This is a genomic window from Afifella sp. YEN Y35, from assembly GCF_047553465.1.
Taxonomy (GTDB): domain Bacteria; phylum Pseudomonadota; class Alphaproteobacteria; order Rhizobiales; family Afifellaceae; genus Afifella; species Afifella aestuarii.
This window is the reverse complement of sequence record NZ_CP180203.1, coordinates 428,226-447,927: the sequence shown is the minus strand read 5'-3', so window position 1 is coordinate 447,927 and position 19,702 is coordinate 428,226. Positions and strand designations below refer to the sequence as shown.

Here is a 19,702-nt window from a genome sequence, read left to right as displayed (position 1 = left end):
GCGGGGGCTTTGTCATCACGGAAAGACGCTGCGACCGAGACCGCAACGCCTGAAAAAAATCACACGGCGGGCGTGCGCGCCGCCGCGGCATAGGTGGACACGACGCGGTCGATATTGGCGAGGATCAGGGCCTCGGGCGTCGCCGCAAGCCGTCCCTCCGCCACCGCCGGATAGAGCGCGCCGAGATACTGGCTGATGAGCGGCAGCGGCAATTGCCGGCCCTTGAGACGCGTCAGAAGCGTCGTCACCGCGGCAACGGCCTTCGGCTGCGGCCAGTAATAGCGGATGCGGTCGGAATAGCTGAAATGCCGGTTGATGCGCTTCTCCGCCTCGCTGCCGTGATAATATTTCGCCCATTCGCGCGGATCGCCGACGAGCACCTCTTCCATCGCGTGCTTCAGCGTCTCTTCAGGCGAAAGCCCGTCGAGCTCGACCGCAATCTGATCGAGCCCGTAAAGCGCCTCGCGATAGGCGAAGGTGAGCGCCGGCCCGACCTTCAGGATCGGAAAGCCATCGTCGACTAGGCCCGCCAGAAGCTCCACCGGCTGATAATCGGTCGAATGCGCCTCGAAGACGAATTGCGGCATCTTCGACAGGACCGCACTCAACGAGGCCGCCTTCGCCCGGTCGTAGAAAACGATGTTCTCGTTGCCGTATTCGACACCGGGCTGCACGACGACGCCGATGGCGCGCGCGAACGCGTCTTCGAGCCCACGCGCCGCAAAAGCCGCACGATGCACCTCGACGGTGGCAAGTGCCGCTTCCGGATCGGTGACGGCCAGCTCTTCGATCTCTTCCATCGCCCCGCCCGGGATCGGCACTTCCGTGCCGATGACATAGACCGGAAGATCGAAGCCCGATGCCTTCGCCGTCGTCTCCGAGACGGCAGCAAGCCGCGCCGCGCGTTCCGCCGTCACCTCGTCGGCGAGCGCCACACTCTCCCCGGCACATCCCATTGAGGTGTCGAGATGGATCTTGGTGAAACCGGCCTTCACGAAGGCCTCCACCATGGCCTCGGCCTTGCCCATCGCCTCTTCGGCCGGAAGGCTCTTCCAGGGATTGGGACCGAGATGATCGCCGCCCAGGATCAGCCGGCTCGTGTCGAAGCCGACCTTTGCGGCGATCTCTTCGACGAAGCGGCGGAAATCCGCCGGCGTCATGCCGGTATAGCCACCCTCGTGATTGACCTGGTTGCAGGTCGCCTCGATCAGAACCGGCCCGCCGGCCTTCAGGCCATGGCGAAGCGTCGCCTCGATGACCATCGGATGCGCCGAGCAGATGGAGGAAATGCCGACATTCTCATGTGCCTGATGCCGCCTTGGCAGGCTCGCCAGATAGGCCGTGCTCATGCCCTTGTGCCTTTGTGTCGTTCGATGAAGTCTTCAAGCTCGGCGCCCGTCGACGTGCCCGACATCGGCCCTTTGACGCCGACGGCGCGCGCCCCGCTCGCATTCGCCATCAACAGCGCGTCTCCGGGCGAGACGCCGCGCAGCCAAAAGGTCACGAACGTGGCGCCAAAGCTGTCGCCGGCCCCGGTCGGATCGATCTCCTCGACGGAAAACGCCGGCACCCGCGTCTCGCCGGAGGCATCGAAATAGCTCGCTCCCTCGGCGCCGCGTTTGATGACCACGGCCTTGGTGCCGCGCGTCAGGATTTCGGCGATCGCCGCTTCCTCCTCCTTCGCCTCGGTGAAGAGGAAGAGCTCCTCGCCGCTCGGCAGAAAGATGTCGGCATTCTCGAAGATATGGACGAGCGCCTCCCGCATGCCCGGAAAATCCAGCATCTCCTTGCGGATATTGGGATCGAAGGAGACGCTGCCGCCTTTCGCCTTCACCCGCTCGACCGCGATGCGGATCAAGGAAATGATCTCGTCGGAGAAGAGCGACGAGCCCATCACATGCAGATGGTCCGCCTCGCCCAGCATCTTTTCGACGCCCCGATCGAGGCTCACCTGTCCGCAGGCCGAGTGCCGGATATTGAAGATGAAATTGCGGTTGCCGTCCTCGCGGTAGCGCACGAAGGCGGAGCCGGTGACGGCATCGGGAATGACGGCGATGGCGGAGACATCGACCCCGTCCGCCTTCAGCCGCTCGACATTGACGGTGCCGAAATCGTCCGGGCCGACGGCGCTGATGAGGCCGCAAGGCTGGCCGAGTTTTGCGACCTGATCGATGAAGATGGCGGGCGCGCCGGAGGGAAAAGGCCCGACGAGCGTGATCGGCTCCAGAAAGCCGTTGCCGCGCTCCTCGGCCATGATCTCGACGAGCACTTCGCCGATGGTGACGATCTTTTTCATGAGACGAGCGGACTTCAGCCGCGGTTGGTTTTGGAGCGCACGTCGATCCACACCGCCAGCAGAATGACGAGGCCCTTGACGATGAGCTGGTAGAAATACGGCACCGACAGAAGGCTCATGCCGTTGTTGATGATGCCGATGATGAGCGCGCCGAGAAGCGTGCCGACCATGGTGCCGACGCCGCCGGCGAGGCTGGTCCCGCCGAGCACGGCGGCCGCGATCGCATCGAGCTCGTAGCCGAGACCGGCATTGGTCTGCGCCGAGCCGAGACGCGACGACAGAAGGATGCCGCCGACGGCCGCCATCACGCCGGAAATGGTGAAGATGATCACCTTGATGCGCTTCACCCGGATGCCGGAATAGACCGCCGCTTCCTTGTTGCCGCCGGCGAGATAGGCGCGCCGGCCGAACACGGTCTTGGCGAGAAGCACGAAATTGAAGGCGAAGAGCGCGAGCACGATCCAGATGATGATCGGCAGGCCGAGCCAGTTCTCAGCCCCGATCGCGAGCCAGGCATCGTTGTTGATCGGCGCCGGTAGGCCACCCGTCGGCAGCGACACGAGTCCGCGAAAAATGCCCATCGTCGCCACCGTCACGATGAAGGACGGCAGCAACAGATAGGCCGCGAGCACGCCGTTGAAGGCACCCATGATCGCGCCCGAAAGAAGCGTCAGCCCGAGCGTCGGCCAGAAGCCCAAACCGATGGCGAAACATTGCGCGGCCACCATGCCGGCGACCGCCAGGATCGAGCCGACGGACAGATCGATCTCGCCGAGCAGGATGACATAGGTCATGCCGAAGGCGAGCACCGCCACCACCGACACCTGCTGCACGATGTTGAGCAGGTTGTAGAAGACGAGAAAGCGCGGGCTCAGCATCGAAAAGACGACACAGAGGACGATCAGCGACGCGACGATCCCGCCATATTCGCGAACGGCCGGCGCCGAGGTGAATTTCGAGACGAAGCTCTTCATGATTGCATTCCTGCGGCGTAGGTCATGACGGTCTCAGGCGTGAGCCCCTCCCCGTCGAGGATGTTGGCGACCTTCTTGTCGTGCATGATGACGAGCCGGTCGGAGAGGCCGAGCACTTCCGGCAGATCGGAAGACACCATCAGGATGGCGGCGCCGTCGGCGGCCAATTGCCGGATGATGCGGTAGATCTCGAATTTCGCCCCGACATCGACGCCGCGCGTCGGCTCGTCGAGGATCAGGATGCGCGGCTTGATGCGCAGCCATTTGGCGAGCACGATCTTTTGCTGGTTGCCGCCGGAAAGGTTCGCGGCCGGCGTATCGATCGTGTCGGTCTTGATCGTCAGCCGCGCGACCTCGTCTTCGGCCGCACGGCGCTCGGCGGAGCGCCTGGCAAACCCGAAGGCGTTCGAGATATCGCCGAGCGACACCATGTTGATGTTGCGCTCCACCGTATGAGCGAGAACGAGCCCCTCTTCCTTGCGGTTTTCGGTGAGGAAGGCGATGCCGTGCCGGATCGCATCGTCGGGCGAGCGCGGCCGGATCTTCCTGCCATCGAGAAAAATCTCGCCGCCTTCCGGCCGCTTCACGCCGAAAAGCGCATTCATGACGTCGGACCGACCCGAGCCGACCAGCCCGAAGAAGCCGAGCACCTCGCCGGGCCGGGCATCGAACGTCACGTCGTGGAAGAGATGGCCGCCGTTCAGCCCATCGACGCGCAGGATCGGCTCGACCTCTGGTCCCGGCTTCGGCGCCACGCGCGGCGGGTAGATGTCGTGCATCTCGCGTCCCACCATCATCGCGATCAGCCTGTCGATGCTCGTCTCTTCGCGCGCCATCGTGCCGACGAGTTCGCCGTCGCGGATGACGGTGATGTCGTCGGAAAGCCGCATGATCTCTTCCATGCGGTGCGAGATATAGATGACCGTGACGCCCTTCTCCTTGAGGCGCCCGATCAGCGAGAACAGGATTTCCGCTTCGCTTTCCGACAGCGACGAGGTCGGCTCGTCGAGGATGACGAGATCAGCGGGATAGCTCAGCCCCTTGGCGATCTCGACGAGCTGGCGGCGAGCGATCGAAAGCTGGCTCACTTTGGCGCGGGCCTTGATCGGCAGGCCGAGCTCTTCGATCAGCTCTTCGGCCTTGCGCACCAGTTCCGCGTCATCGATGAAGCCGAAGCGGTTTGGCTCGTGCGTCGCGAAAATGTTCTCCGCCACCGTCATGTGGCGGCACAGGCTCAGCTCCTGGAAGACGATCGTCAGGCCCGAAAGCCGCGCCTCGCGCGGGCTCTTCGGGCGATAAGGCTCGCCCTTGAAGGTAATCTCGCCCGAGGTCTGCGGATGCACCCCGGCAAGAATCTTCATCAAGGTGCTCTTGCCGGCGCCGTTTTCGCCGATGAGCGTGTGGACGCGCCCCTTCTTCACCGAGAGCGTCATGTCTTTGAGCGCCGTGACCGGCCCGAAGGTCTTGGTCACGTTGCGGATGTCGAGAACCGTCTCGTCTTGGGGGGCGGTCATGGCGAAAGCTCCGCCGAAGCTGGCAGGAAGGCTGACAGGAACGCTGACAGGGGGCGAGGAAGTGCCCGCGCCCACCAGATGAGAGGGTGGGCGCGGGGCACAGGAGGAGAGAGTGGGGGGCGGCTCTCTCCTGACCTCTTCTCGCTACTTGGTCTCGCCGTCCTTGGTGACGACGCCCGGCTCGATCGGCTGCTCGGCCGCAACCTCTTCGCCGTTCATGACCTTGACGGCCGTCTCGACCGCGACCTTGCCCATCTCGTCGGGATACTGGGCGATCACGCCCACCATGACGGGATTGCTGGCGACCGCGTCGCGGGCCTCTTTCATGCCGTCGAAGCCGATGACCTTCACCTGGTCCTGAAGCCCGGCGGAAGCGACAGCCGAAGCCGCAGCCAGAGCCGCGTCATCGCCAAAGCCGAAAATGCCGTCGAGATCGGGATGCGCCTGCAAAATGTTCTGCGCGGTCGTCAGAGCTTCCGAGCGGGTGATGCCGGCCTGCTGCGCCACGATCTCGATGTCGGGATGCGATTCCATCGCCTTCTTGAAGCCATCGGTGCGGGCGACGACCGAGGCGACCATCGGATAGTCGATGATGGCGACCTTGCCCTTGTCGCCGATCATCTTGGCCATGAGCTCGCCGGCCTTCACGCCGCCGGCATAATTGTCGGTGCCGACATAGGAGGTGACCTCGACGTTCTTCGCCGGCACGTCGACGGTGATGACCTTGATGCCGGCCTTCTGGGCCCGCCCGATGACGGTGCGCACGCCGGTGGAATCGACCGGGGAAATGATGAGGACGTCGACGCCCTTGGTGATGAAATCCTCGACGTCGGCGAACTGCTTGTTGAGATCCTGGTTGGCGATCTTGATCTCGAGCGGCACGCCTTCGGCCTGCGCCTCGGCGCGCATGGCATCGGCGAGCGCGATGTAGAACGGATGCTGCTGGGTCAGGAGCGAAGCCCCGATCCCCTCGGCAGATGCCGGACCGGCGAACCCGGCGAGCGCGATCCCGGCGGCGAGCAGGGACTTCGAAACGAAACTTCTGAACATAGGCTTCCTCCTGATTATCGGGCGGTGCGCTCCGCCTTTCCTGATGGCGAGCATGAACGGCGCCCGATCACTGGCTTTGTCGCGAACGGCTTTTCTCGTCACGCCGAGGCGCCAGCTTCCGATCTTCGGGTCATCTCAGCGCGCGTCACCGGCAGCGGCGAAAGCCGTGCCTAGAGAGGCGAAAACGGGACCGCGAGAAATCTGAACCGGCACATGCGCGGGCACGGGCCGCGCCTCCTTTCATCAAATTGTTATTGACGCCAGATGACACTTCATGGGACAAAATGTCAATTTAAATTTGTCGCGCGTAAAGAATTGAAATGTCGCGTGCCAGATAACTTGTCCGTGACCGCCCTCCTCTCGTCACGGCAAAAAGGAGCGTGGCCGATTGTCTTCGTTTTGGATTGAGCCGGAAATCGGTTCAATCATGCCGAATTCCTTCGCCGTCCGAATCTCCTGGCCGGCCAAAAGCAACGCCAACCTCGACAAAGACAGCTGCGGAACCTCCCGATGAGCGGCAAGAAAATCAGGAACATGGAGGATTTCGCGGTCGCCGCCGGCATCTCCCGTCCGACCATCTCCAAGTACTTTCAGGACCCGAGTTCCGTGCGCGCCTCCACCCGGCAGCGCATCGAGGAGGCGCTGGCGCGCCACAATTATCAGCCGAACATTTTCGCGGTGAACCTGAACCGCCGCAATCCGCGCAACATCGGCGTCATCGTCCCCCACATCTCCGACCCGTTCTATGCGGAGATCGTCAGGCAGATCGAGATCTCGAGCCTTCGCCAGGGCTATTGGGCGATCGTGTTGAGCTCGCACGGCGAGCCGGATCTGGAGGCGAAAGCCATCCAGATGCTGCAATCGCTGAAACTCTCCGGAGCCATCGTCGCGCCGCTCGGCTACGAATCCGACGCCGGCCTCATCCGCGAGCTGCGCCAGGCGATGCCGCTCGTCTTCCTCGATTCGCGCGCTGCCGAAGACCAGCCCTTCGTCGGCACCGACAATGCGCAGAGCATCTCCTTGATGGTGGAATATCTCTGCCGCACCGGCGAGCGCCCCTGCTTTCTCGAAATGCCGCGCGTCAACCGCAACGCCACGGAACGCCGCGCCGCCTATGAACGGGCGATGGCCAATCTCGGCTTCGAGGCGCATGTGCTGTCCGTGGAATCCGCCGACTGGGATTTTGAGACCGTCGGCTTTGAGGAAACCAACAAGATCCTCGCCCGCGGCGGCTTTCCGACGCGCTCGGTTCTCTGCGCCAACGACCGCCTCGCCTTCGGCGTCATGGCGGCCGCCTATCAGAGCGGTCTCAAGATCGGCCGCAGCGCCGACGCCGATCTCCGGGTCGCGGGCCACGACGATCATCCCTTGAGCCGCTACACCTGCCCCGCTCTCACCACGGTTGCCCAGGATTATTCGGGTCTTGCGACCACAAGCCTGAAACGTCTCCTCGATATGATCGGCAAATCCGACGAAACGCCGCCGAAAACGGAACCGGCCGGACCGACGCTTCTTGAAGCAAAACTGATCATGCGCGATTCCGCCTGAGGCACGCGCTCACGGTCCCGAGCACCGGGGCCCACGCACATCTCAACCTCTCACCCAGACGAGGCCATCCTGTCCCCTTCCCGCTCGCACAAAGGCGCTCTCCTCATCGACCTCGACGGCACGGTGATGGACAGCGACCCCTATCACTACGAGGCCTTTCAGAAGATCGGTGAGAAATACGGCGCCGAGATCGACGAGGAGATCTTTCGCACCCGCATCTCCGGGCACACCAACGACGAGATCTGCGCCGAGCTCTTCCCCCATATCGACACCTCGCGGCACGCCGACATCGCCGATGAGAAGGAAGCGCTGTTCCGCGAACTTCTGGAGCGGGGTGCGGAGCCGATCGCCGGCCTGCCCGAGCTTTTCTCCTGGGCCCGCGAGAAGAGCTGGGGGCTCGCTCTCGTCACCAATGCGCCGATCGCCAACCAGCAGGCGATCCTCGCCGGTGTCGGGCTTTCCGACGCCTTCGACCTCCTGATCTCCGCCGACGAGCTTCCCCGCGGAAAGCCGGATCCGCTGCCCTATCAGACGGCGATGCAGCGGCTCGGCCTCGATGCGCGACACGCGGTCGCTTTCGAAGATGCGATTCCGGGTCTGACGGCGGCCGTGCGCGCCGGCGTTCCGACCATCGGCCTCCGCTCGAGCCTTGAGGAAAAATCCTTGCTGGAGGCCGGGGCGGCACTTGCGATCCGCGACTACCACGATCCGCGCCTGCGGCCCTTCCTGCTCTCCCACATCGAAGGATGAAGCACAGCACCGCGGGCATCTCGCGAGGCGTCCTCAGTCAAGATCTCTTCAACCTTTACTAAGCCGGCAAATCTTTAGTTATTTACGAGACTTACCCGTCTTTTTTTAACCGCAACTGCGTATGCCTGTCGTGGTGGCCCTGCAGTTTGGGCGATGGTATCCAAAGAGAGACATTCTGGCAGGCAGCGTCTCCGCCAGCCAGCGCCATAGACCCAACCGGCGAGACACCGTCTCCAGGAGCGCAGATGTCGGGCCCCACTTCCGGATCGATCCACAACCGCTTTCGCAAGCGCTGCCGGCGCGAGCACGACTGGATCGACGAACTCATCAATCGCATTGAGCCGCTCTCCTCTGACGAAGAGGCGGAGCTGATCCTGCGCGTGCATTCGCTCGCCGGGGCGGGCGGAACTTTCGGCTATCCCGAAATCAGCGAGCGCGCCTTGCGTGCAGAGCAGACCATGCGGGAAACCTCCTGCACCTGCGCAGAAAGCCGCGAAGCCCTCAAAACCCTGCTTCAGGCCCTCGAGGCTGCCGCGGAAGAATAGACGGCAGCGCCGGACGCCGTCTCGTTCAGCTCAAGAAATCCCGGGCCTGCTCGGCGAGCGTCATCGGATCGAAGGGTTTCCGGATGACGCCGGCCGCACCGATCGCCAGAAAGCGAGCGATCTCGGTCGTCTGCGTCTTCGCGGTGACGAAGACGATCGGCACATCGGAGGTCCGCGGATCGGCTTTCAGCTGCTTCAAGGTTTCCGGCCCGTCCATACCCGGCATCATCACATCGAGCAGAATGAGATGCGGCTCGAACTTCGGAGCTTCGACGAGCGCTTCGGTTCCCGACGAACAGGTGCGCACCGTGAATGCCTCGTCGAGTTCGAGCGACAGCGCTGCCACCTCGCGGATATCCGGTTCGTCGTCGACATAAAGCACACGAAAATTCATTTGACGGCTCCCATTTCGCGGCGTTGCGCGGCCGCATCCTTCTCGCGGTGCTCGAAGGCCAGCTTACGCACCATATTGGCGATTGCCTTCTCCGACGTCCGGGTCTTCGTCATCGCTGCCTGCACCCGTTTTGCGACATCCTTTTCCGCATCGGCGGCGGAAAAGATGATCACCGCCGTCCCGCTCGGGATCGTACCGAGAAGGCAGGCGCCCTGCCCGTCCGGCAGGCCGAGATCGAGGATGACGAGGTCAAACGTCGTGCGCGACAGAGCGGCTTTCGCTTCCGCAATCGTACGCGCCTTGACGACCTGCATCTCCTCGCCGAGTTCGGCCGCCATCACCTCGAGAAGGCTGTCGTCGTCTTCGACATGCAGGATGGAGGGGCGCCGCTGCGACAGACGTGCCGCGATCACCGACGCCGCCCGCCGCAACTCTTCCATGTTCCTCGGCCGCTCCAGCCATGCGACCACCCCGACGGCGGAACCGTTGAGCACCCGCTGTGCGTCATCGATGCTGGCCGAGATCATGATGACCGGCACGCCCCTGTTGGCGGTCGCATCGCAGAGTTCGCGGATGAGCGACAACCCTGCCTCGTTCTCCAGATCGAGATCGACGATCACGGCGAGATAATCCTTGGCGGCGATGTCGCGGCGCGCAGCTGCCACATTGCGGGCGATCGTGCTCTGAAAACCTTCCTGTTGCAGGTTCTCGGCAATCAGTTCCGCGACGTCTTCGGCATCTTCGCAGATCAGAACCGTCCGCGACGCGTCGGCCGGCACCGGCATCTTGCCGGCCTCGCCCCCTTCGCTGGCGACGTGCCATTCGGGAAGATCGACATGAAAAACGGTGCGGATGCCTGGTTCGCTTTCGAAGGTGATGTCGCCGCCGGAGCGCTCCACGATGGCTTTCGCAATATTGAGGCCCAGACCGGTGCCGCCCTTCTGACGTGTCGCCGAGGAATCGGCCTGCTCGAATCGCCGGAAAATGCGGCTTCTGAACGCTTCGGGAATCCCCGGCCCGTTGTCGATGACGGAGATGCGCAGATTGCCGCCATGGCGGCAGAGATTGACGACGACCGTCCCGTCTTCCGGCGAATATTTGATCGCATTCGACAGGAGGTTGGTGAGCACCTGATGCAGCCTGTCGGGATCGACGTAGACATTTGCGTCCGGCGCATCGTCGACGACGCTGATCTCGACATTGCGTTCCAGAAGATAGTCGCGGCTCGCCTCCACCGCCTGTTCGACGGCGGGATGAAGTCCGACAGGTATCGGCTCGAAGGGCATGCGCCCCGATTCGATTTTCTCGATGTCGAGGATATCGTTGATGAGGCGCACGAGCCGTTCCGAATTGGAATGCGCGATGTTGATCAGGCTCGCCGCCTTCTGCGGCAACTCTCCGGCCGCACCGCCCGCGACAAGGCCGAGAGAGCCGCGGATCGAGGTGAGCGGGGTGCGCAATTCGTGGCTGACCGTTGAGATGAAATCGTTCTTCATCTGCTCCATGCGCTTGCGGTCGGTGATATCGAAGAGCGAGCCGTCCCAGATCACCTTGCCGCTCGGATCCGTCCGGGGTTTGGCGGCAATGCGCACCCACACCTTGCCACCGCCACGAACGGCGAGCTCGGCTTCCATCACCCAGGACTGCATGCTGCTCGCCGAAGTCTGGAGCTTTTCCCTCACCCGGGCGAGATCGTTGGACGAAAACAGGCGTTCGATATGCGTGGGATCCCCCAACAATTCGTCCACGCCAATCCCGAGGAACCGCTTCACGCCCGCCGACACATAGGTGAAGGAGGCAGATCCCAGTCGTGCCTCCTTGAGCTGGAAGAGAACACCCGGCGCGTTGTTGACCATCGCCTGCAGCAACAGTCGGCTTTCGCCATAGGCGGCGATTGCCCAGCGTCTCTGCAGATCGCCCAGGAACAAAAGCCCGAGCACGATGACAGCGACGAAGTTGGTCGGCACCAGCAGCGACAGAAGGGAGAAAGCCATCTTCCCCGACAGATTCGGGATGAAGACGAGCAGGAGCGCCGGCGTCGCCGCTGCGATCGCGGCAAGCGCAAAGAGCCCGCCGATGTTGAGCCGCCCCTGATATCGCCGGTTGATGACGAACCAGACGACCGTCGAGCCAGCGCCCACGACAAGGATCGCGAAAATGCCGGCGACCATCCCGGCTCCGCCGAACCAGACGCGCATGGCAACGAGCATCGCGCCCGTGACGACCGTGCTGATCGGGCCGCCGAGACCAGCAGAGAGCGCCATCACGACATTGCGCGCATCCACCACGATGCCCGGCGCAAGCACGATCGGCGCGGCCATGCTCAACAATCCCGTCAATCCGAAAATCAGACCGGTGACGCCGCCCTTCAGCCAATGCGACCGGTCGAGCCGCGGCCCGAGAAACGACAGCGCCAGGATGGCGAGCGTCACAAGAGCCGCACTCTCGATCATATGGATAAGCTGGAGCATTCTGAACGCCTTCGCCGCGTGGGCATCTTCACCCGTCAAGGTTGATGGAAAGCGTTAAGAATACAAGGCCGGCTTCGCTCTATCCGCCAATCTCATAAACTGCGTGCGAACAAGGCTCTGGCCGGCGGCGTTCTCTCAGCGGCACAGACACGCGAAAATCTCGACGCGGCGTGCCGCGACGCATGAAAAACAACGACAGGGTGTAGAACGAGCGCGACAGGCGCAAAGCCACACACACGGGCTTCGGCGCGCAGTTCCTAGCGGGACGCCGGAACCTTGCCGAAGGCGCTCTCGACATGCACGAAAACGCGGTCGAAGGAGGCTTCCGCCCCCGCCACGGCCCGGGCCTCCTCTGCCGGCGAAAGCTCGACAGCGTCGAGCGCATTCGTGAAGGCCCGCCAGGACCGGGCCCGGCCCTCTTCCGCACCGGCGAGATGGCGCGCCCCGAAACTCTCCGACAGACCGATCTTCTTGGCTTCCTTGATGAGGAAAGCGGCGCCAAGATTGGAGCCTTCGGTGACGTAGAGATAGCCAAGCGCCGTCGGCACATCGATCGCGCCCTCGCCGAAGACGGGCTCCAGTTCCGGCGGCGGCAGGACGAGCCCGAGATCGGCGAAATCCTGCTCGACGAGATGCAGCTGCCGCCGTTCGGGAAGGTCGGGCACGAGAGCGATGAGCTCGGGATGAAAACACAGCGCGTCGACGTCGAAGAAGACGCGGTGCTGCATCTTCAAGAACAGCCGATAGCGTTCAAGGCTCGAAAACGGGTCGCAGGCCATGACCGTCTGGTCGAGCCGCTGATGCGTTTCGTCCGTCGCGGCCTTGAGCCGTTTCGCCCGGCTCGGTTCCACACATTGCGCGAAATCGGTAGCACTCATGAGATCGGCCATAACATGTGCGTGCCGTCGCGTCCCCCTTCAACTCGTCCGACCCGGGAGGACCGGCTGACGCAGCGTCGGCAGCTCACTGCGCCCGCCCCGCCTCATGGGACATCCCAGAACCCCTTGGCCGCGCTGAGCTTCGGCGCATTCGAAAGCGCCGCGAGGTCGGGGCCTTTCGGCGCCAACGCCGACAGGCCGGCAATCAAAGCTTCGAGTTCGGCCGCGACGGCAAGAAGCCGCAGATCGTCATGCCGTCGCCCGATGATCTGCAGGCCGAACGGCATACCGTTCTCGTCCCGCCCGCACGGGATCGTGATCGAGGGACATCCGGCGATCGTCGAGGCATAAGCGCAAGCCAGCCAGTGATAATAGCTCGCCGTCGGCCGGCCATCGATCTCCCTCGGATAGGCCTCGTGCCAGTCCCGAGGCTGCGCCGTGACCGCCGGCGAGAGGATGAAATCGCACTCTGCGAAAAAACGCTGCCAGCGCCGGTCGTAATTGCCCTGCATGACCAGCGCCTGCGCCACGTCTTCGGCGCTGTAGGACCGTCCCTCGCGGACATTCTCCGTCACGTTCTCGCCGACGAGCTCGGGGCTCTTGTCGACGAAGGCCGCATGCGTGGAGAGAAAGATGACCGACCGCAGCACGGCAAAGATGCGATCGGCATCCGTGCAATCGGGGCTCGTCTCCTCGCACGAGCCTAGAAACGGCAAAAGGGCGTTGACCCCTTTGCGGAACACGCGCCGGCTCGCCGCCTCGACCGGAGCGAAACCGAAATCCTCCGTCACCGCAAAGCGGAGCGCGGCGAGATCGCAGCGCGGCAGACGGGCGAAATCATCTGGCTTCCACGCCGTCTTGCCGCCCACAACGGCCGTAAACGGATCGCGCGGATCGGGACGCGCCATGACTGACAGCATCAAGCCGCAATCGGCGACGTTGCGCGCCATCGGTCCGGAGGTCGCAAGCGGCAACAGGCTCGTGCGGCGCGCGTCTCCCGGCACCACGCCGAAACTCGGGCGAAACCCGACGACCCCACAGAAAGCGGCCGGCGTGCGCAGCGAACCGCCGAGATCCGACCCAGAAGCGAGAGATGCGTAGCCGCAGGCGAGCGCGACGGCGGACCCGCCCGACGATCCGCCGCAATTGCGGGTGAGGTCATGCGGATTGGCCGTCGTGCCGTAGACGCGGTTGCGCGTATTGGCGCCGGCACTCCATTCGGGATTGTTGGTCTTGCCGAGCGGCAGCGCACCCGCGTGTCTGAGCCCCGCGACGAGCGCATCGTCGCGCTTCGGCACATTGTCGCGAAAAATCTCGGAGCCGAACGTCGTCGCAAGACCCGCGACGTCGTTCATATCCTTGATGGCGACAGGCAGGCCGTGCAGAGGACCGAGAGCGTTCCCGGCCGCCCTGTCCCGGTCCGCCTTTCGCGCACCTTCGATCACGGCGTCGAAATCGCGCGCCACCAGCGCGTTCACCTCCGGATCGATCGCTTCGACGCGGGCGATGCAGGCCCGCGCAAGTTCTTCGGCGGAAAGCTCTCCCCGCCCGATCAATCGCCGCGCCTCGATGGCGCTGAGATCGGCCGGATCTGACGCATCAGGTCTGGAATTCGCGACCATGGCCACGGCTCACTCCCTTTCCACGACGGCGTCGCCCCAGGCGCTCATCGTCTCCGTCATGCCGAAGCGCCTGTCGCCCTCATCCATCACCGCCGACGGACAGGCGAAAGGATAAGGCAGCATCGACCGGCGCACGGCTTTGACCGGCGCGATAGCCTCCAGAGCCGCAACGATTTCAGCCGGCAGCGCCGCATCGGCGACGATCTGCTCCCCGCTCGACGCATCGATGCGCGGCTGCCGAAACGCCGCGCCGAGATCCATGCCGAAATCGGCCATGAAAGACGCAAGCTGCGTCACCGCCGAAACGATCTTGCGCCCGCCAGAGGCTCCGAGCGCAAAGCGCCGCCCATTCGCCTCGCCCAGCACCGGACAGACATTCATCAGACATGTCTTGCCGGGTCCGAGCGAGTTCGGCCGCCCCGCGACCGGATCGAACCACATGATGCCGTTGTTCATCAGAAAGCCGGTCGACGGCGACACCACGCGCGAGCCGAAGAGCGACAGCAAAGTCTGGGTGTGGGCCACCATATTGCCGTCGCGGTCGACGACCGAGAAATGCGTGGTCGAGCCGGCGCATTCGGGGATTTCTCCGTCATGCCCCATGCGCTCCAGCCGATCGCGATAGGCCGCAAAGAGGGCGCGTGCATAGGCGGGATAGGCCTGATCCGGCGACGGCAGCTCCGTCTTGGCGAGCCCGGCGAGCGCACCAGCAAAGGTCGCCCCGCCGGTGAGCCCGGGCACGGCGTGAAAGAGCGCATCGCGATAGGCGACCGACAGCGGCGCCTTGAACGCGGCACGGTTGCCGGCGAGATCATCGCGCGTGAGATACCCGCCCTTGTCGCGGATATCCTGCGCCATCGCGGCGCCGAGATCGCCGCCATGCATCGCCGCCGCGCCCTCTCGCGCGAGAATGTCGAGACTGTCCGCCATGCGGCTCTGGTCGATCCGGTCTTCCCCGATCCCCGTCCAGGAGAACGGCCGCGGCCACTGCCCGTCGGCGAGAAACATCGCCGCCGCATCCGGATCGCGCGCCAGATCGCGGGTGGCCGTTGCGATGATGAGCGCCGCATACCAGTCGACCCTCATCCCCTCGCGGGCATGGGCAATGGCGGGCGCCAGCAATTCCGCCCAGGGCATGCGCCCCCAGCGCCGATGCGCCGCTTCCAGCCCGTCGACGAGCGCCGGCACCGCCACGGCTTTCGCACCGATGACGTTGCGATCATCGACGACGCGCTCCCACGGGAACAGGTCGGCGGCCGCCCCCTCGCCCGACAGAGGAAAATCCTCGATCTTCAGCCCCACCGGCGCACGCATGCCGAAATCGAGCGCATGCGCATCGCCGCTGTCGACACGCCAGTGCATGGCCGCACCGCCGCCGGTCGGGCCGCTCATCCACGGTTCGAGCACGCCGCAGACGAAGCTGCAGGCCACCGCCGCATCGACGGCATCGCCGCCGGCCCGCAGCACTTCGGCGCCCGCCTCCGACGCCAGACGATGCTGCGAGGCGACGACGCCGCGTTCCGTCTCAACGACATGTTTGCGGATCTCCATCGTCCGCGACAGAGCTTCCGACATCACGCACCCAGCCTGCAGTAGAGCGCCGCGGCGAGCCTTGCCCGCTCGACGAGGCTGTCGACATAGATATGTTCGTTGAGCGTGTGCAGGTCCTTGCCGCGCACGCCGATCGAATCGAGCGTCGGCAGGCCGAGAAAGCCCGTGAAATTGCCGTCCGAGCCACCGCCGGCGGAAGCGGCGCTCAGCTCGAAACCGATCTCGCCGGCGATCTCCTTGGCGAGCCCGAACATCTCCATCGTGCCCGCTTGATCCGGCTCCCAGACCGGCCGGGTGACGCCGCGTGTGACGTCCAGCGTCACATCGCCGTCGGAGGAGTTGAAGGCCATCATCTTGGCGATGCCTTCGTCGAGAAGCTCCTGCGTCTTCGCCATGCTCAGAACCTCGGCATCGCAGACGGAGGAGACGCAATTCACCCATCGCCCGGAATTGAAGACGCCGACGGAAAACGTGCAGTCTTCCGTCGTCATGCCTTCGATCTCCGCGACCTTCTTCGCCATCGCGGCGATCGCCGAACGCCCTTCGGCGAGCTGCCAGCCCGCATGGCTCGGCTTGCCGCGCGCCGTCAGGTTGAAGCGTGCGATGGCATAGCGCCCGATCACCGCGCCGCCGTCGGGGCGCGCCGGTTCCGGAACCAGGATATATTTGTGGCGCTTCGCCTCGGCCTCGATCAGCTCGCGCGTCGAGGGCGTGCCGATCTCCTCGTCGGGCGTGAACAGGACGGTGACCGGCAGGGGCGTCTCGATCCCGGCGGCAAAGAGCTTCCGAAGCGCATCGAGATAGACGTAATTGCCACCCTTCATGTCCATCAGGCCCGGGCCGTAGCAGATCTCGCCCTCCCGCTTGAACGGCAGGACATCGATCGTGCCGAGCGGATGCACCGTGTCGAGATGGCCGAGAAGCAGGATGCCCCCCTCACCCGCCCGCGCATGCGGCATCGTCGCGCGCACGCTGTCGCCGAGCCCCATGCGGCCTGGAATGCGTTCGACCTTGCCCCCGAGCGCTGCCAGTTCGTGCTGCACGAGGTCCATCATGCGATTGACCGCCGCCGCATCGAAGGTCGGGCTTTCGGTCTCGATCCAGGGCTTCAGGCCCGCGAGCATCTCCTCCGCATGGAAGGGCAGATCGAGCGGATTCATCATCAGACAGCTCCTCTACCGGCCGCCGCTTCGGGCGGGCCGGGCTGGTTGAATATCGGAGAAGGAAAGTGCGTCGGCTGTGTCAGGCGCCGCGCTTCAGAGGCCGCGCTTCAGGCGGTTTTCGACGATGCGCGCATAGATCGAGGCACCGACGGGAAGGATCGCGTCGTCGAGCACGAACGCCGGGTTGTGCAGCCCGATCGACCCCGCATGCCCCACCCGGCAATAGGCCCCCGGCACCACCTTCAGCATGTCGGCGAAATCTTCCGAACCGGTCATCTGATCGCTGGTTTCGAAGGCCATGTCGGCACCCACCACCTCTTTCGCCGCATCGACATAGGCGGTGGAGAGTTCCGGGTCGTTCATCAAAACGTCGAAGACGTTGCGCAGATCGGCCGTGATCTCGATGCCATAGGCCTGGCTCAGCCCGGCGCAGAGATCCTTGATCCGCTGATGCGCCATCTCCGCCACGTCGTCGTGGAAATAGCGGATCGTGCCGGAAATCGTCGCCGTGTCCGGCACGACGTTGTAAGCGGCGCCGGCATGGAACGTCGTCACCGAGATCACCACCGGCTTCGTCGGCGGCGCGTTGCGGCTGACGACGCTCTGCAATTGCTGCACCAGCGCCGTGCCGATGACGATCGGATCCTTCGACTGATGCGGCATGGCGGCATGGCTGCCGGTGCCCTTCACGGTGATGTCGAAGAAGCTCGCCCCCGCCATCGCCGGCCCCGGCGCGACGGTGACGATCCCGGGCTCGGCATTCGGATCGTTGTGCATGCCGTAGATCTCGTCGCAGGGGAATTTCTCGAAGAGACCTTCGGCGATCATCCGTCGTGCCCCGCCGAGCCCTTCTTCCGCCGGCTGGAAGATCAACACCACGGTGCCGTCGAAATCGCGCGTTTCGGCGAGATATCGCGCCGCGCCGAGAAGCATCGTCGTATGCCCGTCATGGCCGCAGGCATGCATCCGCCCCGGGTTTTGCGAGGCATAGGGGACACCCGACGCCTCCTCGATCGGCAGAGCGTCCATGTCGGCGCGCAGCCCGACCCTGCGGTTGCCGCCGCCCTCTCCCTTGATCAGCGCCACGACACCGGTGCCGCCGATGCCCTCGTGCACCTCGTCGACGCCATAGGCGCGTAGCTTTTCCGCAACGATACCGGCGGTGCGCGTCTCCTCGAAGCCGAGCTCGGGATGCGCATGAAAGTCGTGCCGAATCGCAGTCAGCTCGGCAGCGAATTCTTCGATCTTCGGGATGACGCTCATGCGGAGGCTCCTTCGTTGAACGGCGGCGTGCCGAGCGCACGGAAATTGGCGAAGTCCCATTCCCGGCCGGGCGCGGCCTCGATCAGATTGCGTGTGTAGGGATCATGCGGGTTCTGCAGGACGGCGCCGGCGGCGCCATGCTCCACCACCCGGCCTTTCTGCATGACGAGCACCTCGTCGCAGATCTGTGCGGCGACCCGCAGATCGTGGGTGATGAAGAGCATCGCGATCCCGAACCTCTCCTGCACATCGTCCAGGAGGTCGAGCACCTGCGCCTGCACGCTCACATCGAGCGCGGAGACCGCCTCGTCGGCGATCAACAAATCGGGCTTCATGGCGACGGCGCGGGCGATCGCAATGCGCTGCCGCTGTCCTCCCGAAAACTGGTGCGGATAGCGTTTCAGGGCATCGCGCGGCAGGTCGACGAGCTCCATCAGCTCCGCGGCATGCTCCATCGCCGCAGCCTTCGACGTGCCGAAATTGATCGGCCCCTCGCAAAGGCTGCGCGCCACGGTCCAGCGCGGATTGAGCGAGCGGTAGGGATCCTGGAAGACGATCTGCAGATGCTTGCGATGCGGCCGAAGCTGCCGGCGCGACAGCGTCGAGATATCCGTGCCGGCGACCTTCACCTGGCCGCCCGTCGGATCGATCAGGCGGATGATGCAGCGCGCCACCGTGGACTTGCCGGAGCCGCTTTCGCCGACGATGCCGAGGGTGCGGCCCGGCGCAATGGTAAAGCTCACCTCCTGCGCCGCCTTCACGCCGCCCTGGCGCTTGAGAAGGCCGCCGCCGCCATAGACCATTTCGAGATCCTGGACGTCGAGCACGTCCTTGGCCGAGGCAGCCGGCCGCGCCGGCCGCGGCGCCAGGTTCGGAACGGCGGTCAGGAGTTTTTTGGTGTACGCCTCTTTCGGGTTCGTCAGCAGCTCGCGGATCGGGGCCTTCTCCACGATCCGGCCATTCTGCATCACGCTCACCGTGTCGGCGATTTCCGCCACCACGCCCATATCGTGCGTGATGAAGAGAAGCGCCGTTCCCTTGCGCTCCTGCAATTCCGCGATGAGCTTCAGAATCTGCAGCTGCGTCGTGACATCGAGCGCCGTCGTCGGCTCGTCCGCGATCAGCAGATGCGGATCGAGCACGAGCGCCATGGCGATCATGATGCGTTGACGCTGACCGCCGGACAGCTGGTGCGGATAGGATTGATAGATCCGCTCAACGTCCGGAAGATGCACCTGCTCCATGATGTCGAGCGTGCGTTTCTTGGCTTCCGCCTGCGACAGATCGGTGTGCATGTTGAGCACCTCTTCGATCTGCTCGCCGACCCGCAGCACGGGATTGAGCGCCGTCATCGGCTCCTGAAAGATCATGGCGATCCGCCGGGCCCGCAATTCGCGCAGCTGCGCATGCGTCGCGGTGGTGATCTCGAAGCCTTCGACGTCGATCTCGCCGCCCTGCACCTCGAGCGCCCCTTTCGGCAGAAGCCCCATGACGGCGAGCGAGGTGACCGATTTCCCCGAGCCGCTCTCGCCGACCAGACAATGGGTTTCCCCCGCCCGGATATCGAGATCGATGCCGTTCAAGACCGGCGCCGCATTGGGGCGTCCCGTCAGGGCGACCTTCAGCCCGCGGATTTTGAGGACGCGGTTCGCGTTCGAAAAGTCTCGCGATGAAAGCTGCATC

Annotated in this window: 16 protein-coding genes; 3 read left to right on the top strand and 13 right to left on the bottom strand. The window is 64.4% G+C overall.

What is annotated here, in order from left to right; all coding sequences use genetic code 11:
* Window positions 1–59: 59 nt before the first annotated feature.
* The 5 genes from ACK8CP_RS02130 to ACK8CP_RS02110 form a co-directional block, all read right to left on the bottom strand.
* The gene (locus ACK8CP_RS02130; protein ID WP_414833197.1) at window positions 60–1,349 is read right to left on the bottom strand and encodes a D-tagatose-bisphosphate aldolase, class II, non-catalytic subunit; all 1,290 of its coding nucleotides are present in this window, start codon (window positions 1,347–1,349) and stop codon (window positions 60–62) included.
* Entirely contained in the window at window positions 1,346–2,296 is a 951-nt protein-coding gene (locus tag ACK8CP_RS02125) for a sugar kinase (RefSeq protein ID WP_414833196.1), read from the bottom strand. Before ACK8CP_RS02125 ends, ACK8CP_RS02130 begins: the two co-directional genes overlap by 4 nt.
* 14 nt (window positions 2,297–2,310) lie before the next feature.
* Complete coding sequence (locus ACK8CP_RS02120) at window positions 2,311–3,270, bottom strand: ABC transporter permease (RefSeq protein WP_414833195.1); 960 nt, start codon at window positions 3,268–3,270, stop codon at window positions 2,311–2,313.
* Window positions 3,267–4,784, bottom strand: a complete 1,518-nt coding sequence (locus ACK8CP_RS02115) for a sugar ABC transporter ATP-binding protein (RefSeq protein WP_414833194.1) — start codon at window positions 4,782–4,784, stop codon at window positions 3,267–3,269. Before ACK8CP_RS02115 ends, ACK8CP_RS02120 begins: the two co-directional genes overlap by 4 nt.
* A 144-nt stretch (window positions 4,785–4,928) precedes the next feature.
* Complete coding sequence (locus ACK8CP_RS02110; protein ID WP_414833193.1) at window positions 4,929–5,834, bottom strand: substrate-binding domain-containing protein; 906 nt, start codon at window positions 5,832–5,834, stop codon at window positions 4,929–4,931.
* A 510-nt stretch (window positions 5,835–6,344) separates the two neighbouring features.
* Here ACK8CP_RS02110 and ACK8CP_RS02105 point away from each other — a divergent pair.
* The 3 genes from ACK8CP_RS02105 to ACK8CP_RS02095 all read left to right on the top strand — a co-directional run bounded on the left by ACK8CP_RS02105 (window position 6,345) and on the right by ACK8CP_RS02095 (window position 8,677).
* Entirely contained in the window at window positions 6,345–7,382 is a 1,038-nt protein-coding gene (locus tag ACK8CP_RS02105; RefSeq protein ID WP_414833192.1) for a LacI family DNA-binding transcriptional regulator, read from the top strand.
* 126 nt (window positions 7,383–7,508) lie between these two features.
* On the top strand, window positions 7,509–8,132 hold the full coding sequence (locus tag ACK8CP_RS02100; protein ID WP_414834170.1) for an HAD family hydrolase: 624 nt from the start codon (window positions 7,509–7,511) through the stop codon (window positions 8,130–8,132).
* A 245-nt stretch (window positions 8,133–8,377) separates the two neighbouring features.
* Window positions 8,378–8,677: an Hpt domain-containing protein gene (locus ACK8CP_RS02095; RefSeq protein WP_234628571.1), complete on the top strand. Its 300-nt coding sequence runs from the start codon at window positions 8,378–8,380 to the stop codon at window positions 8,675–8,677.
* A gap of 25 nt (window positions 8,678–8,702) precedes the next feature.
* Here the strand turns inward: ACK8CP_RS02095 and ACK8CP_RS02090 are convergent, their stop codons facing one another.
* From ACK8CP_RS02090 to ACK8CP_RS02055, 8 genes are all read right to left on the bottom strand, one after another.
* Complete coding sequence (locus ACK8CP_RS02090) at window positions 8,703–9,071, bottom strand: response regulator (protein WP_234628572.1); 369 nt, start codon at window positions 9,069–9,071, stop codon at window positions 8,703–8,705.
* Complete coding sequence (locus ACK8CP_RS02085) at window positions 9,068–11,542, bottom strand: ATP-binding protein (RefSeq protein WP_414833191.1); 2,475 nt, start codon at window positions 11,540–11,542, stop codon at window positions 9,068–9,070. The genes ACK8CP_RS02090 and ACK8CP_RS02085 overlap by 4 nt, the downstream gene beginning before the upstream one ends.
* Window positions 11,543–11,799: 257 nt before the next feature.
* Window positions 11,800–12,420: a biliverdin-producing heme oxygenase gene (locus ACK8CP_RS02080; RefSeq protein WP_234628574.1), complete on the bottom strand. Its 621-nt coding sequence runs from the start codon at window positions 12,418–12,420 to the stop codon at window positions 11,800–11,802.
* Window positions 12,421–12,524: 104 nt separating this feature from the next.
* Complete coding sequence (locus ACK8CP_RS02075) at window positions 12,525–14,042, bottom strand: amidase (RefSeq protein WP_414834169.1); 1,518 nt, start codon at window positions 14,040–14,042, stop codon at window positions 12,525–12,527.
* 9 nt (window positions 14,043–14,051) lie between these two features.
* On the bottom strand, window positions 14,052–15,617 hold the full coding sequence (locus ACK8CP_RS02070) for a gamma-glutamyltransferase (protein WP_414833190.1): 1,566 nt from the start codon (window positions 15,615–15,617) through the stop codon (window positions 14,052–14,054).
* Window positions 15,617–16,753, bottom strand: coding sequence for a M20/M25/M40 family metallo-hydrolase (locus tag ACK8CP_RS02065; RefSeq protein WP_414834168.1), 1,137 nt, complete (start codon window positions 16,751–16,753; stop codon window positions 15,617–15,619). The genes ACK8CP_RS02070 and ACK8CP_RS02065 overlap by 1 nt, the downstream gene beginning before the upstream one ends.
* Window positions 16,754–16,849: 96 nt before the next feature.
* On the bottom strand, window positions 16,850–18,019 hold the full coding sequence (locus tag ACK8CP_RS02060; protein WP_234628576.1) for a M20 aminoacylase family protein: 1,170 nt from the start codon (window positions 18,017–18,019) through the stop codon (window positions 16,850–16,852).
* Window positions 18,016–19,701: an ABC transporter ATP-binding protein gene (locus ACK8CP_RS02055; protein WP_414833189.1), complete on the bottom strand. Its 1,686-nt coding sequence runs from the start codon at window positions 19,699–19,701 to the stop codon at window positions 18,016–18,018. Before ACK8CP_RS02055 ends, ACK8CP_RS02060 begins: the two co-directional genes overlap by 4 nt.
* Window position 19,702 lies beyond the last annotated feature (1 nt).